At 71.8% G+C, this 13575-nt stretch carries 9 protein-coding genes; 6 read left to right on the top strand and 3 right to left on the bottom strand.

Annotation, left to right across the window (positions count from 1 at the left end; translation table 11 throughout):
• The first annotated feature begins 88 nt into the window (after positions 1 to 88).
• Both ACZ4WQ_RS09480 and ACZ4WQ_RS09475 read left to right on the top strand, forming a co-directional pair.
• A complete protein-coding gene (locus tag ACZ4WQ_RS09480; protein WP_398374402.1) occupies positions 89 to 2680 on the top strand; it encodes a hypothetical protein in 2592 nt (863 codons plus the stop codon).
• Between the two features lie 15 nt (positions 2681 to 2695).
• Positions 2696 to 3805, top strand: a complete 1110-nt coding sequence (locus ACZ4WQ_RS09475) for a hypothetical protein (RefSeq protein WP_398374401.1) — start codon at positions 2696 to 2698, stop codon at positions 3803 to 3805.
• A 15-nt stretch (positions 3806 to 3820) separates the two neighbouring features.
• On the opposite strand, the gene ACZ4WQ_RS09470 is transcribed toward ACZ4WQ_RS09475, so the two are convergent.
• Entirely contained in the window at positions 3821 to 6610 is a 2790-nt protein-coding gene (locus tag ACZ4WQ_RS09470; protein ID WP_311723305.1) for a SpoIIE family protein phosphatase, read from the bottom strand.
• A gap of 249 nt (positions 6611 to 6859) precedes the next feature.
• On the opposite strand from ACZ4WQ_RS09470, the gene ACZ4WQ_RS09465 reads away from it, so the two are divergent.
• From ACZ4WQ_RS09465 to ACZ4WQ_RS09455, 3 genes are all read left to right on the top strand, one after another.
• A complete protein-coding gene (locus ACZ4WQ_RS09465; RefSeq protein ID WP_398374399.1) occupies positions 6860 to 8575 on the top strand; it encodes a PHP domain-containing protein in 1716 nt (571 codons plus the stop codon).
• The gene (locus ACZ4WQ_RS09460) at positions 8572 to 9195 is read left to right on the top strand and encodes a hypothetical protein (protein ID WP_311723307.1); all 624 of its coding nucleotides are present in this window, start codon (positions 8572 to 8574) and stop codon (positions 9193 to 9195) included. Before ACZ4WQ_RS09465 ends, ACZ4WQ_RS09460 begins: the two co-directional genes overlap by 4 nt.
• 151 nt (positions 9196 to 9346) lie before the next feature.
• On the top strand, positions 9347 to 10030 hold the full coding sequence (locus ACZ4WQ_RS09455) for a DUF899 family protein (protein WP_361186361.1): 684 nt from the start codon (positions 9347 to 9349) through the stop codon (positions 10028 to 10030).
• Positions 10031 to 10058: 28 nt separating this feature from the next.
• Here ACZ4WQ_RS09455 and ACZ4WQ_RS09450 read toward each other — a convergent pair whose 3' ends face one another.
• Positions 10059 to 10736: a TetR/AcrR family transcriptional regulator gene (locus tag ACZ4WQ_RS09450; RefSeq protein ID WP_385337440.1), complete on the bottom strand. Its 678-nt coding sequence runs from the start codon at positions 10734 to 10736 to the stop codon at positions 10059 to 10061.
• Between the two features lie 200 nt (positions 10737 to 10936).
• Here ACZ4WQ_RS09450 and ACZ4WQ_RS09445 point away from each other — a divergent pair, with 200 nt between their 5' ends.
• Positions 10937 to 12451 carry an MFS transporter gene (locus tag ACZ4WQ_RS09445; RefSeq protein ID WP_311723310.1) on the top strand — a complete coding sequence of 505 codons (1515 nt, stop codon included), beginning with the start codon at positions 10937 to 10939 and terminating at the stop codon, positions 12449 to 12451.
• Positions 12452 to 12609: 158 nt separating this feature from the next.
• Here ACZ4WQ_RS09445 and ACZ4WQ_RS09440 read toward each other — a convergent pair whose 3' ends face one another.
• Positions 12610 to 13545: a LysR family transcriptional regulator gene (locus ACZ4WQ_RS09440; RefSeq protein ID WP_398374398.1), complete on the bottom strand. Its 936-nt coding sequence runs from the start codon at positions 13543 to 13545 to the stop codon at positions 12610 to 12612.
• Between the last annotated feature and the right edge of the window lie 30 nt (positions 13546 to 13575).

The raw sequence follows: 13575 nt of genomic DNA, 5'->3' as shown, positions 1-13575 counted from the left end.
GCCGAGCGTCGCCGCTCCGATGCCACAGACCACTCCACCGACCCCCGCGTCAGCGACAACACCGGCGACATCATCGACGACAGCGCCGATGTTTCCGCCGGCGACGGCGCCCGTGCTCGACCAGTCGACCCGCGAGATCGAAAAAGCGACCTTCGTGCCCCTGAACGTGGAGACCCCGTCCGTCGGACAGGCCCTGGCCAAGGCCGCGTTCGTACGCCGGCTCCAGCTCCGACCCGACGAGGCCGACGCGCTGGGAGACCAGCGCCCCGAGCTCATCGAGCCACTGCGGGACCTGCTCACCCCGCCCTCCCTCTCCCCCGCGCCGCTCTCCGCCTTCGCCACGGTCCCCATGCACACGCTCCGGGAACTCGGCGAGGCCGTTGTCGCCCTGCGCCGCCGGCGCGCGGAGGAGCCCCAGGCCACGCGGGGCACTGCGCTCCAGGCGCTCCAGACCGCGGTGGTGGCGGCCAAGGGCCTCGAGGCCAACACCGCCGCACCCCGGATGGGCCTGATGAACCTGGAGCGGCTGGAGATGACACCGGCCGGGATCGAGCGGGGCGAGCTCGTCGCCACCATTCCCCTGGCCCCGCAGGAGGAGACCGCCGTCACCTACAAGGAGTGGTCGGTCCAGAAGAAGGAGTTCAGCTCGATCGTCACCGACTCGCTGGAAACCTTCAGCGAGACGGGGGTGACGGACAACACCGAGCTGTCGCAGTCGACCGCCTCGCAGCAGCAGCACTCCAACCAGTTCAACATCACCGGGACCGTCTCCGGCGGCATCCCCGTCATCTCCGGCTCGGTCACCTCGGGATTCACCGGCCAGGACGCGGCCTCCCAGTCGGCCACCGACAGCCGGAAGCACGCGACCACCCTGACCCAGAAGGCGTCCACCCGCGCCCGGCAGGAGCACAAGGTCACCATCTCCACGACCACGGTCACCGGGACCTCGCAGACCACCACCAGGACGCTGCGGAATCCCAGCACGACCAACCCGATCCGCATCGACTACTTCAGCCTGATGCGCAAGTGGCGGGTCCGCCTCTACCGGTACGGGATGCGGCAGACGTATGACGTCGTGCTCCCGGAGCCCGCCGCCACGATGCGCCGCGCCTACGCGGAGCTCGAGGCGCTGAAGGCCCAGCTCGGGCCGTTCGTCTTCAACATCCCGCACAACGACATCACCGCCGAGGTCCGCAAGGGCGACCCGGAGCCGCCGGAGACGGACCCGCCCACCCCCAAGTCGCCGCACTACCTGGTGCTCGCCGACCAGTACGACGCGCAGGTCCCGCCGCCGCCCCCGGACCTGCCCCCGCAGACGTACGCGGTGGAGACCGGGCCGCTGCCGCAGGGCCGTGGCGTCACCAGGATGCCTCTCAACATCCCCGCCGGGTACGAGATCGTGAGCATCACGATCAGCGGCCGGATGACGAGCTTCGCGGGCCATCTGGGCCAGTTCACCATCGAGGGCACGACCCTGCCCTTCGACCCCTTCCCGGAACGGGTCTTCGAGCCCGGCACCGTGCTGAAGCGGGACACCGACGGCGGCGACTTCATGGCCGGCGCCGGCGGAACGTCGGTGCTCGTCCTGGTCTTCGACCAGGTGTCCACCCAGTCCCTGCTGCTGACCGCGGAGGTGCGGCCGACCCGGGCCGCCATGCAGCGGTGGCAGTTCGATGTGTGGAACGCGCTCTACACGGCCGCGCAGACGAACTACTACGCGGAACAGCAGGACATCGCCGGCCGGATCGCGGCGCTCGAGGCCCGGCTGGGCGACGTGGACACGCTCACGCTGCGCCGCGAGGAGAGCGACGAGATCATGAAGAGCGTGTTGCGGTATCTGCTCGGCGGCAGGTTCCCCAGCATGCCGAAGGACGTTCTCGACGCCTTCGTGGCGGCCAAGGTGGATGTGGCGCACGGCACGGGATTCGAGGGGGACACCATCGGCCCGGACTCCACGCTGTGGACGACGGTCCGCCAGTACGAGGACGTCGTACGCTTCGTCAACCAGGCCATCGAGTGGGAGAACGTGGTGAGCTTCCTCTACTCGTACTTCTGGGACCTCCCGCAGAGCTGGCGTTTCATCCGCGAGATCGAGCACCCCGACGCCAACCGGCAGGCGTTTCTGCGGGCGGGCAGCGCGCGGGTGGTGCTCACCATCCGGCGCGGTTGGGAGACGCGGTGGGTGAACTTCGTCGAGAACGGTGTCATCGACGACCCGAACGCCCCCGAGAACCCCTCGCAGTACTGGACCATCGCGCAGGAGATCGCCGCCTACGACGACCGCAACTACCCGGGGATCCCGCCCGCGAACCCGGGACGGACCGCGACCAGGCTGGAGGACGCGGTCTTCACCACCTCGGCCGCCTCGGTGGGCCCGTCCGCCCGGCCGGTCTCCATCCCCGTCGCCTCCAGCTCCGGGTTCGTGGTCGGTGCCCAGGTCGTCATCGGCGCGGTCCACGGTCTGGAACACAGCCAGGAGGCCCAGACGGTCACCAGGGTCCCCGACGGCACGCACATCGAGGTCGCCCGGCTCGACCAGGCGCACACCGGGTCCCCGACCGCGCCGTTCCCGGTCATGCAGCCCGGGGAGAAGGGTGAGCTGATCGCCGAGTGGGCCGAATACACCCCGACTTCGGGCACGGACATCGCGGTCACCAGCAACCTCTCGGCCATCTCCTGAAGGGCGTCGCCGCGCATGGCCTCCCGGCTCGACACTCAGCAGGTCACGATCTGCCCCGGCGAGGGCAACTTCACCCGGGACGCGGGGCGCGTACGCGGCACCGCGAAGGGTGAGCAGAACACCATGGAGTGGCAGTGGGCCCAGGGGGCCATGTTCGGCTACTTCTACCCCGACTTCAAATTCCGCTATCCCGAAGCGTCGTTCGTGCTGACCGAGAACGAGTACACGCGTCTGCTCACCCACATGACGGGACCGGACCGGTTGCTGAACCGGCTGTTCCGGGAGTTCCGCAGGGACCACAAGGCCGGCGGGCAGCTGCGTCCGGACATCCTCGGGTTCTGCGCGAGACCGCCGCAGGCCGGTCCGATCGTGCTGGAGCTGCTGGAGGTCTCCACGGCGGATCAGGCGGTGGCCACGCTCAGGGACGACATCGGCTACAAGCTGAACAAGTTCGAGCAGATCATCCGCGGGCTGGACCCCGACATCAAGGAGGGCTTCAGCCTGACCTCGTACAGCGTCCAGGCAGGTCCCTCGAAGTGGCGGCCGACGCCCATGTACCAGCGCATCGTCCCACTGCCGCCGTCCACCGACGAGCAGGGCAACAAGTACATCGAGTGGATCTGCTTCCAGCCGACGTTCAACCGCAACTGGCCCTACGGGATCGACGGGCTGCTGCTGTACGAGATCCACCGCATGCCCTACGGCTCGGAGCTGCCGGTGGTGCGCAAGCTGATCGACGAGGAGAAACGCCGCCGGCAGGCCGCCCGCACCCCGTACGGGGTGACCCTGACCCCGTGGCTGAACGAGGAGTACCTGGGCCGGATGCCCCGGGACCGGGACGCGCTCCGGATGGCCGCCGCGCTCATGGGCGTCGGGCTGCTGGCGCTGCTCGCCGTCGAGCTGCTGCCGGTGGTCGCGGGCCTGGAACTGGGCGCGGCGGCGCTCGGGACGGGCCTGGCCGAAGCGGGGGCGGGCGCGGGGGCGGGGGTGGCGGCCGAGGCCGGGGAGGTGGGCGCCGCCGCGCTCGCCGCGCGCGCCGCCGCCCTGCCCACGGCGCTGGAGACCGCGGCCAGATGGCTGTCGGCCCTCGGCCGCCACCTGGTGCTCAGCCCGAAACCGGCGTAGCGCTCACCGGTCGGCTCACCAGTCCGCCACATCCCACTGGCCGAGCAGGCTGTCGCCCGTGGCGTCGTCTCCCGCCGGGGTGTCGTGCAGGGCCTGCTCGGCCCAGATGACCTTGCCGCGGGTCGTGTAGCGGGTGCCCCAGCGCTGGGCGAACTGGGAAACCAGGAACAGGCCCCGGCCGCCTTCGTCGGTGGTTCTGGCCCGCCGCAGGTGGGGGGCGGTGCTGCTGCCGTCGGAGACCTCGCAGATCAGGGTGCGGCCGTGCAGCAGCCGCAGCCGTACGGGCGGGACGCCGTACCGGATGGCGTTGGTGATCAGTTCGCTGATGATCAGCTCGGCGTTGAAAGCGGCCTCTTCCAGGCCCCAGGCCTCGATGTGCCGACCGCACTCGGCCCGCAGCGGCGCCACCGCCGCCGGATCGAAGGGCACCTCCCACTCGGCCACGTGTTTGGGGTCGAGCAGCCGGGTGCGGGCGACGAGCAGGGCGACGTCGTCGGCGGGGCGGGGCGGCAGCACATTGTCCAGCAGGCTGCGGCATGTCTCCTCGGGGCTGCGGTCCGGGGCGGTGGCCAGCACGTGGCGCAGCGTGCGCAGGCTGGTGTCCCGGTCCTGGTCGTCGTGGGCGAGAAGTCCGTGGGTGTGCAGGATCAGGCTGGTCGCGTCGGGCAGGGAGAACTCGGCGGTCTCGACGGGTTCCCGGCCCTTGCCGAGGGGCGGGCCCAGCGGTACCTCGGGAATGTCCACGGTGCCGTCGGGGCCGAGGAGGGCCGGGGCCGGGTGGCCCGCGCGGGCCACGGTGCAGTGGCCCGCCACCGGGTCGTAGATGGCGTACAGACAGGTGGAGCCGGCGATGCTCGAGGAGTCGGCGCTGGGCCCGCGTTCGAGGTCGACCCGGGTGACCAGCTCGTCCAGGAGGGAGAGGACCTCGTCGGGCGGCAGGTCCAGGGCCGAGAAGTTCTGGACCGCGGTGCGCAGCCGGCCCATGGTGGCCGTGGCGTGGAGACCCTGTCCGACCGCCGAGCCGACGACGAGCGCGACCCGGGCGCCCGGGAGCGGAATCACGTCGAACCAGCCGCCGCCCCCGCCCGCCTGCGCGGGCAGATAGCGCGAGGCCACCTCCACGGCGTCCTGCTCGGGCAGGTCGTAGGGCAGCAGATTGCGCCGCAGCGTGACGACCATGGCGTGTTCGCGGGTGAAGCGGCGGGCGTTGTCGACGCACACCGCGGTCCGCGCGGCCAGCTCCCCGGCGATCGCCACATCGTCGTCCTCGAACAGCTCGCTGCGCCGTGTCCGCCAGAAGTTGGCCAGGCCCAGGGTGACACCGCGGTAGCGCAGGGGCACCGTGATCAGGGAGCGCATGCCGTGGTCGAGGAGACGCAGGGCCTCGGGGCCGTACCCCGCGGGCCACCCGGAGGTGTCGCTCAGATCGGTCCGGAGCACCGCCTGCCCGGTCCGAAGGGCCTGGAGCTGCGGGGCGGACGGGGCGTAGGTGGCCTGCTCGCCCTGGCGGAAGAGGGGGTGTCCCTCGGGGACCCCGCCGACCGCGGTGCGGCGCAGTACCTCGGCCTCGTGTGGTGGCGACGGCTCCTCGCCGCGCTCCACCGGATCCAGCAGTTCCACGGTGACGACGTCGGCGAAGCGGGGGACGGCCACTTCCGCCAGCGCCTCCGCGGTCCCGGTCAGCTCCAGGGTGGAGCCGATCCGTACACCGGCGTCGTAGAGCAGCTCGAGCCGCTCGCGCGCCACCTCGGCGCGGCCGGCGACCACGCGGAGTTCGGTGGTGTCCCGCAGTGTCGCCACCGTCCCGGTGGGGGTGCCGGCGTCGCCGGTGGACCGGATGTTGACCGCCAGCAGCCGGGTCCCGCTCGGGTGGACCTCGTCGCTGACGGTCCGCCCCGAGGCCAGCAGCTTTTCCAGATGTGGCTCGAGGCCCAGTTCGGAGACGTGGCGCCGCTCGATGTCCGGGGCCAGCTGGAGAAGGCGCCGGGCCTCGTCGTTGACCAGCAGGAGCCGGCCGTCCCCGTCGAGGATCAGCACACCCTCGCGGACCGCGTGCAGCACCGCGTCGTGGTGCTCGTACATGCGGGTCATCTCCGCGGGCGCCAAGCCGTGGGTCTGGCGCCGCACCCGCCGGCTCACCAGGGTGGTGCCACCCGCGGCCACGACGAGTGTCCCGCCGGCGGCGCCGAGCAGAACCGGCAGCCGCTGGTCCACCTCGCTGTTCACACTCTTGATCTTGACGCCGACCGACACCCCGCCCAGGAACTTCCCGCCGGGCCCGGTGACGGGAAACGCGGAGATCACGGAGCGGCCCTGGCTCGCGTGGAAGGTCTCGGTGATCGGCTGGCCCGCCAGCTCCTTCCGGATCTGCGCGGCGGGCCCGACGATCCGCTTGCCGATCAGTTCCGGCTGGGGGTGGGTGAGGCGGATCCCCCGGGTGTTGAACACCACGACGCTGTCGACACCGGAGGTCTTTCTGGCCGCCTCGGCGCGCGGCTGAAGCACCGCGGTGGGATTGCCCCTGGTCATGGCCTCGGCCACGCCGGGGGACTGGGCGAACGCGGCGGCGACGGCACGGGCACGGTGGCGGGCGTCCGCCGTGACCTGGGTCCGGGCGCTGAGCACCATCGCCACCACGGCTATCGCGACCAGCGCCACCACCAGCAAGAACTCCAGGACGAAGACCTGCCCGGCCACGCTCGAGCCGCGCAGCAGCGAGGCCCGCCGTCTCGGGGACGACGTGTGCAGGGCTGGGGGCCCGCTCGGCCTGCGGCGACGCCAGGCTTTGCGAGCAGCTGCTGTCATGTCGGCCTTTATAACATTCATTCCTCTTTATCCGACAGTGCCATATCCACCCCGAAAACGGCCCCGACCTGGCTCAGACGGCCGCCCGGGCCCCGCCGGCGCCGAGAGCGGCCACCGGCACCGAGTGTGCGCTCGCCGCACATCAGCAGTTCCTCACCGCACCACCGGTCGGTCCTCCCCCGTTCACGCAGGCTTCGCAGAATCTGCCCCGTCCCAGCCTGTACGTCCCTGCGCCAGCGGGAGTTGAGCATGAGCCACGGTCACAGACACGACCACGGTCACCACCATCACCACCACACGAGCGGCGACGCGTCGTCCCTGCCGCCCGCCCTCGACATGTCCGTCCCGGACGAGGCACTGACCCCCAGCCAGCTGTCACGGCGCTCCATGCTGCGCCGTACCGGCCTGCTCGGGGCGGGCCTCGCGGCGGGCAGCGTCCTCGGCGGCGCGGGCCAGGCCGCCGCGGCCCCCGCGGCCGCGACATCCGCGTCGGCAGCCTCCGGGAGCGAGCGCTCCGGCGGATACCTGTGGCTGGCCGGCGACCACCACATCCACACCCAGTACAGCTCCGACGCCAAGTACCGGGTCATCGACCACGTACGCCAGGCGAACGCCCACGGCCTCGACTGGATGGTCATCACCGACCACGGCAGCGAGACGCACGCCAAGATCGGCGTGGAGAAGGTCAACCCGGACATCGTCGCCGCCCGCGACCAGATCGACGACACCCTCGTCTTCCAGGGCCTGGAGTGGAACATCCCGGCCGCCGAACACGGCACCGTCTTCGTCCACCCCGGCAAGAACGAGGTGGCGGTGTTGAAGGAGTTCGAGAACTCCTTCGACGGCTCGGTGAAGAAGGCGAGCTCCAACACCCCCGCGAACGAGGCGCTGGCCATCGCGGGCGTCAACTTCCTCGCCGAGCAGGTCCAGCGCCGCAGGGTGAAGGACATCCTGTTCCTGGCCAACCACCCCGCGCGCAAGGGCATCGACTCCCCGCACGAGATCCGCGCCTGGCGCGACGCCCAGCCGACCATCGCCGTCGGCATGGAGGGCGCCCCCGGCCACCAGGCCGCCGGTCTGCCCGCCCCGACCGGCCCCGGCGGGGCCCGCGGCATCTACGACAACAGCCCCGGCGCCGACTCCTTCGGCGGCTACCCGCTGGAGAGCTACCGCACCTGGGGCGGCTTCGACTGGATGACCGCCACCGTCGGCGGTCTGTGGGACAGCCTGCTCGCCGAGGGCAAGCCCTGGTGGATCACGGCCAACTCCGACTCCCACAACGTCTACGCCGACACCGCCGTGCGCGGCCCGAACAGCGACTTCAACGCCAACGGCCGCTACAACGACCCGGTCTACGGCGGCGGCCTGGGCCTCACCGACACCGACTTCTGGCCGGGCCAGTACTCCCGTACCCACGTCGGCGCCGCCTCCTTCGCCTACAAGGCGGTGATGGACGGCATCCGCGCCGGACGTGTCTGGGTTGACCACGGCGGGCTCATCAGCGGCCTGAACGCCCAGCTGCGCTCCGGCAGCCGCGCGATCACCCTCGGCAATGTGCTGCATGTGCGCCGTGGCGCCCAGGTCGACCTGGTCATGGAGATCAGCCTGGCCAACGGGCCCAACTGGGCACAGTTCGTGCCGAAGCTGGCCCGGGTGGACGTCATCCAGGGCGATGTCACCGGCCCGGTCTCCGACAAGGACACCTTCACCACCCCGGACACCAAGGTCGTGAAGTCCTTCGAGGTGAACAAGTCCACCGGCTCGGTGCGCCTGACCTACTCCCTGGGCCGCGTGGACAAGCCGGTGTACGTGCGGCTGCGCGGCACCGACGGCAACCGCTCCGCCGTCGGCCTTCGCGGTGCCGCCGTCGACCCGGCCGGACCGGCGATGGACGTGATCGGGGACGCCGATCCGTGGAAGGACCTGTGGTTCTACTCCAACCCCATGTGGGTCCTGCCCGCATGACCGCACCACACGTCGTGCCCGGCGTCCACCTCCTCATCGGGGTGGACGCCGGGTCGGCGAACCTGCGCGCGGCCGACCATCTGATCCACGATCTGCTGGACCACCTCGGCCTCGCACCGGGCACGATCGCCTGCACCCATCTGATCCGCACCGACGAGCGCCGCTCCACCGCCGTCTCGTTCGCCCTGCCCGACGCCGCCACGGCCGAGGCCGTGTGGGAGCGCATCGCCGGAGGGGAGAGCGCGGACGTGGGCGCGGTCCTGCGGGAGCGCTCGTACGGCGCGGACCAGGCCGTCCGTACGGCCGCGCTGGCCGCCGCGGAGCACGCCCACCGCAGGGGCGGGCGGGCCGTGGTCTATCCCGGAGTGGAACACCTCACCGGCACGGTCACCGTGGCCGACCTGCTCGCCCTGACCGCCATCGACCGGGTCACCGTGGTCGGCGCACCGGCGGCGGACGGCCAGGGGCCCGACCCCGCCACGCCGGTGCTCACGCGCGACCACGTACGGCCCGAGTGGCGGGACGGGCGGCTCACCCTCGCCCTGGTGCCGGCCGCCGACAGGGCGCTGGCGCCGTTCGAAGTCCCGAATCCCACGCCCTGCTGCGCCGACCACGCCTGACGGGGCTCCCTGCTGGAGCAAGCCCACCTCCCGGGCCGTTGCCCTCCTGACCTGCACTTTTCTCGCTTGGCACACTATTTATCGCCGTCTGCGCACCCCGGGAGCGCCATAGACTCGAATCCTTCGGGGGCTTCCCACCCAGGAGGATGCGATGCTGCGGCAGACCCGACTGCCCGATGAGTCCGCCGACTACCTCGCCGCCCGCGAAGAGCTCCGCCTCGCCGAGATCGAGCTCATGCGCCACCGCGAGGAGGTCGCGGCCCGGCGGCGGGCGCTTCCCGCGGGGCCGCCGGTCGACGACTACGTCTTCCTCGAGGGCCCCGCCGACCTGGACACGGGCGACGCCCCCGTCCGCAAGACCTCCCTGAGCGAGCTGTTCACCGCCCCGGACCGGCCGCTGATCGTCTACCACCTGATGTACGGAAAGCGGCAGACCGAGCCGTGTCCGATGTGCACCCTGTGGGTCGACGGCTTCAACGGCGTCGCCCACCACATCGCCCGGAACGCCGACTTCGCCGTCGCCGCGGCCGCCGACCCGGCCACCCTGCGGGAGCACGCCCGCAACCGCGGCTGGTCCCGGCTGCGCCTGCTGAGCTGCGGGGACAGCACCTTCAAGTACGACCTGGGCAGTGAGGACAAGGACGGCGAGCAGGACTCCACCATCTCCGTGTTCACCCGGGACGGCGACGGCACGGTCCGCCACCGCTACTCCGCCCACCCGCGCATGGCCGAGGACATCGAGCAGCGGGGCATCGACCTCCTCGCCCCCGTCTGGCATCTTCTCGATCTGACACCGGGCGGCCGGGACGACTGGTTCCCGCGGCTGGACTACTGAGCGGTGTCCCGCCCGCGCGCCGCGTGCGTCACGCCGGCCGCGGGTGGGCCGGGTGACGGGAGACGGGGGCCTCCCACAGCGCGGCGATCGCGTCGGTCAGGTCGGTGGCGGTGTCGTCCCAGTTGAGCCGGGTGGCGGGGGCGCCCTCGGCCAGGGCCCGCTCGGTCTCGACGCACATCTGCACGATCAGATGGCGCGCCATCAGCATGCGCATGGTGATCACCTCGGGCGGCAGGTCCGGGAGGAACCGGTCGAGGAGGTCCCGCAGCTGTTGCGGTGACGAGGACATGAGGGAGTCCTCGACCACGATCTGGAACAGCGCCGGATCGGCCGACACCTGGGCGTTGAACCGGGCGAACCAGGTGGGGGTCCCCAGGGAGGCCAGGTGTTCGATGACGGGGCGCACCGAGGAGGCCGCCCAGTCCCGGACACAGGTGAACTCGCCGGACTCGGCCAGGATGCGGGCGCGGATCTCCGCGATGACCGCCGTGTGTCTGCGGGCGATCGCCCGGACCAGGTCGGTCTTCGTGCCGAAGTGGTAGCCGACGGCGCCGGTGTTGCCCTGGCCCGCGGCGATGCTGATCTGACGGTTGGAGACCGTGTGCACCCCGTACTCGGCGAACAGCCGCTCCGCGGCGTCGAGGATCGCCTCACGGGTCGCCTCGACCTGCTCCTCACGGACCCTTCTGCCGGGCATGTCCACCACCTCACCGGGACCGCGGCGTGCCCCGCGGCGGCCGGTCCCGAAGCCCGCCGCAGGTCCTCCCCTGGGCGGCGAGGCAAGGCCGACAGCCTACTGACCGGCGCACCGTCTGCTACAGTCACTTTAACTCAGTCGAGTGATTTAAAATAACGAGTCCGGCAGTCAGCTGGTCTGTCGATTTCCGCCTCCGGAGGCCCTTCGCCATGCCCGACGCCCTCGCCCAGCCCGCCGGAAGCGGGCAGTCCACCGCGAGCGGGGAGTCCGCCCCGCCGAAACCGAATGTCGTCGTGGCGGTGCTGGCCTTCGCCGGCATCGTGGTCTCGCTGATGCAGACCGTGGTGATCCCGATCATCCCCAAGCTCCCGACGCTGCTGAACGCGACGGCAGCGGACGCCGCCTGGGCGATCACCGCCACCCTGCTCGCCGCCGCGGTCGCCACCCCGGTCGTCGGCCGGCTCGGCGACATGTACGGCAAGCGCCGCATGCTGCTGTTCAGCCTGGTGCTGCTGGTGTGCGGCTCGGTCCTGTGCGCGCTGTCCGACTCGCTGACGCCGATGATCGTCGGGCGGGTGCTCCAGGGCCTGGCCGCCGGTGTCATCCCGCTCGGCATCAGCATCATGCGCGACGAGCTGCCGGCCGAGCGGCTGGGCACCGCCACCGCCATGATGAGCGCCTCCCTCGGCATCGGCGGCGCCCTCGGTCTGCCCGCCGCCGCGCTCATCGCCGACAACTTCGACTGGCACGCGCTGTTCTGGACCTCGGCCGTGATCGGCGCCCTCGGCACCACCCTCGTGTTCCTGCTCGTCCCGGAGTCCAAGGTCCGCACGGGCGGCCGGTTCGACGTGGTGGGCGCCGTCGGCATGGCCGTGGGCCTGGTGTGTCTGCTGCTGGCGATCTCCAAGGGCGCCGACTGGGGCTGGGGCAGCGGCACCACGCTCGGCCTGCTCATCGCCGCCGTCGCCGTCCTGGCGGGCTGGGGCCGCTACGAGCTCCGGATCGCCGAACCCCTGGTCGACCTGCGCGCCACCGCGCGCCGCCAGGTCCTGGTGACCAACATCGCCTCGATGGCCTTCGGCTTCTCGATGTTCGCGATGTCCCTCGTCCTGCCGCAGCTCCTCCAGTTGCCTGAGGCGACCGGCTACGGTCTGGGCAAGTCGATGCTGGCCGTCGGTCTGGTCATGGCCCCGCAGGGCCTGGTCATGATGGCCTGCGCCCCGGTGTCCGCGGCCCTGTCCGCGGCCAAGGGCCCGAAGATCACCCTCATGATCGGCGCCCTGATCGTCTCGGCCGGATACGGCCTGAACATCGTGATGATGTCCGAGGTCTGGCAGCTCGTCGTGGTCTCCTGCATCATCGGCGCCGGTGTCGGCTTCGCCTACGGCGCGATGCCCTCCCTCATCATGGGCGCCGTGGACCCGTCCGAGACGGCGGCCGCCAACAGCCTCAACACCCTGATGCGCTCGATCGGCACCTCCACCGCCAGTGCCGTCGCGGGCGTCATCCTGGCCCAGATGGTCACCGACTTCGGCGGCCACGCGCTGCCCTCGGAAAACGGCTTCAAGGTCGTCATGGCCGTCGGCGCCGGAGCCGCCCTCATCTCCTTCGCGGTCGCCTCGCTCATCCCCGGCCGGCGTCCGCTCGCCGCCGCGCACCCGACCGCGGACGACACCACCGAGCCCGCCACGGCCTCGGACGCGGCCACCGCCCCACGGGCGTAGGCCCGACGCTCCGGGTCGCGCGTTGAGCGGCGCGCGCCCGGTCCGCACCACCCGTGGGGACGGGGACGGTGCGGGTGATCGGCCCGGCCGCGATCCGCACCCCCTTAAGGATTCGCGGCCGGGTCTCGCCCGGCCCCGCGGCGGATACGCGGCGCCGGTCAACGGCCGTGTGCCGGGGCGCCGGCGCCGTTGCGGCGGGCGATGGCACACAGGTCCAGGGCCGGTCCGAGGAGCCTGCGTCCGCGGATGTGGACCATGCGCAGCTCGCGTCGGAGGTCCAGGCCCTGGACGGGCACGGCGACCACGGTGCGGCTGGCCAGGTCGGCGGCCACGGCCAGAGAGCTGAGCACGGCGGGGGCGACGCCCTCGGCCACGGCCGTCTTGATCGCTGTGGTGGAGGGCAGCTCCAGCAGCGGGGCCGCCAGCGGGGTGCGCGTCCTGGCGCCGACGGCGCGTTCGAGATAGCGGCGGGTGCCCGAGCCGCGCTCCCGGCTCACCAGCGGCGTGGCGGCCAGCTCCTCGGGGGTGATGCCCGAGCGGCGCCGGGCCCACGGGTGGCCGCGGGCCACGATCACGGTCAGCTCGTCCCGCGCGATCCGCTGACCGCTCAGGCCCCGGGGGATCTGCGGGCCCTCGACGAATCCCAGGTCGGCCCGGTCGTCGAGCACCGCCTGGGCCACGTCGTCGGAGTTCCCCGCGGTCAGCGCCACGGCGGCGTCCGAGGCCGTGGTCTGCAACGCCACCAGCCAGTGCGGCAGCAGATACTCGGCCACCGTCAGGCTGGCCGCCACCCGCAGCCGGCTGTGCGCGCCGTCCCGCAGCGAGAGCACGCCCGCGTCCATGGCCGCGGCCGCCTCCACGGCCTCCCGGGCCCAGTCCGCCACCAGCGCGCCGTGCTCGGTCAGCCGCGAGCCGCGCGGCGAGCGGTCGAGCAACCGCAGACCCAGCTTGCGCTCCAGGTGGCTCAGGCGTGAGCTCGCGGCCGGCTGGGTGATGTCATGCGCCCGGGCGGCCGCGCCGACACTTCCCAGCCGCGCCACCGACAGCAGCAGGTCGAAGGAGGTCAGGTCGCTGACGCGCGGCGAGAGAGGCATAAGGCCACTTTATGAGCTCATCCGGAATCA

This window comes from Streptomyces sp. NPDC028305, from assembly GCF_055569495.1.
Note: the sequence above shows the minus strand (reverse complement) of the source record. Positions and strands in the feature narration are given on the sequence as shown.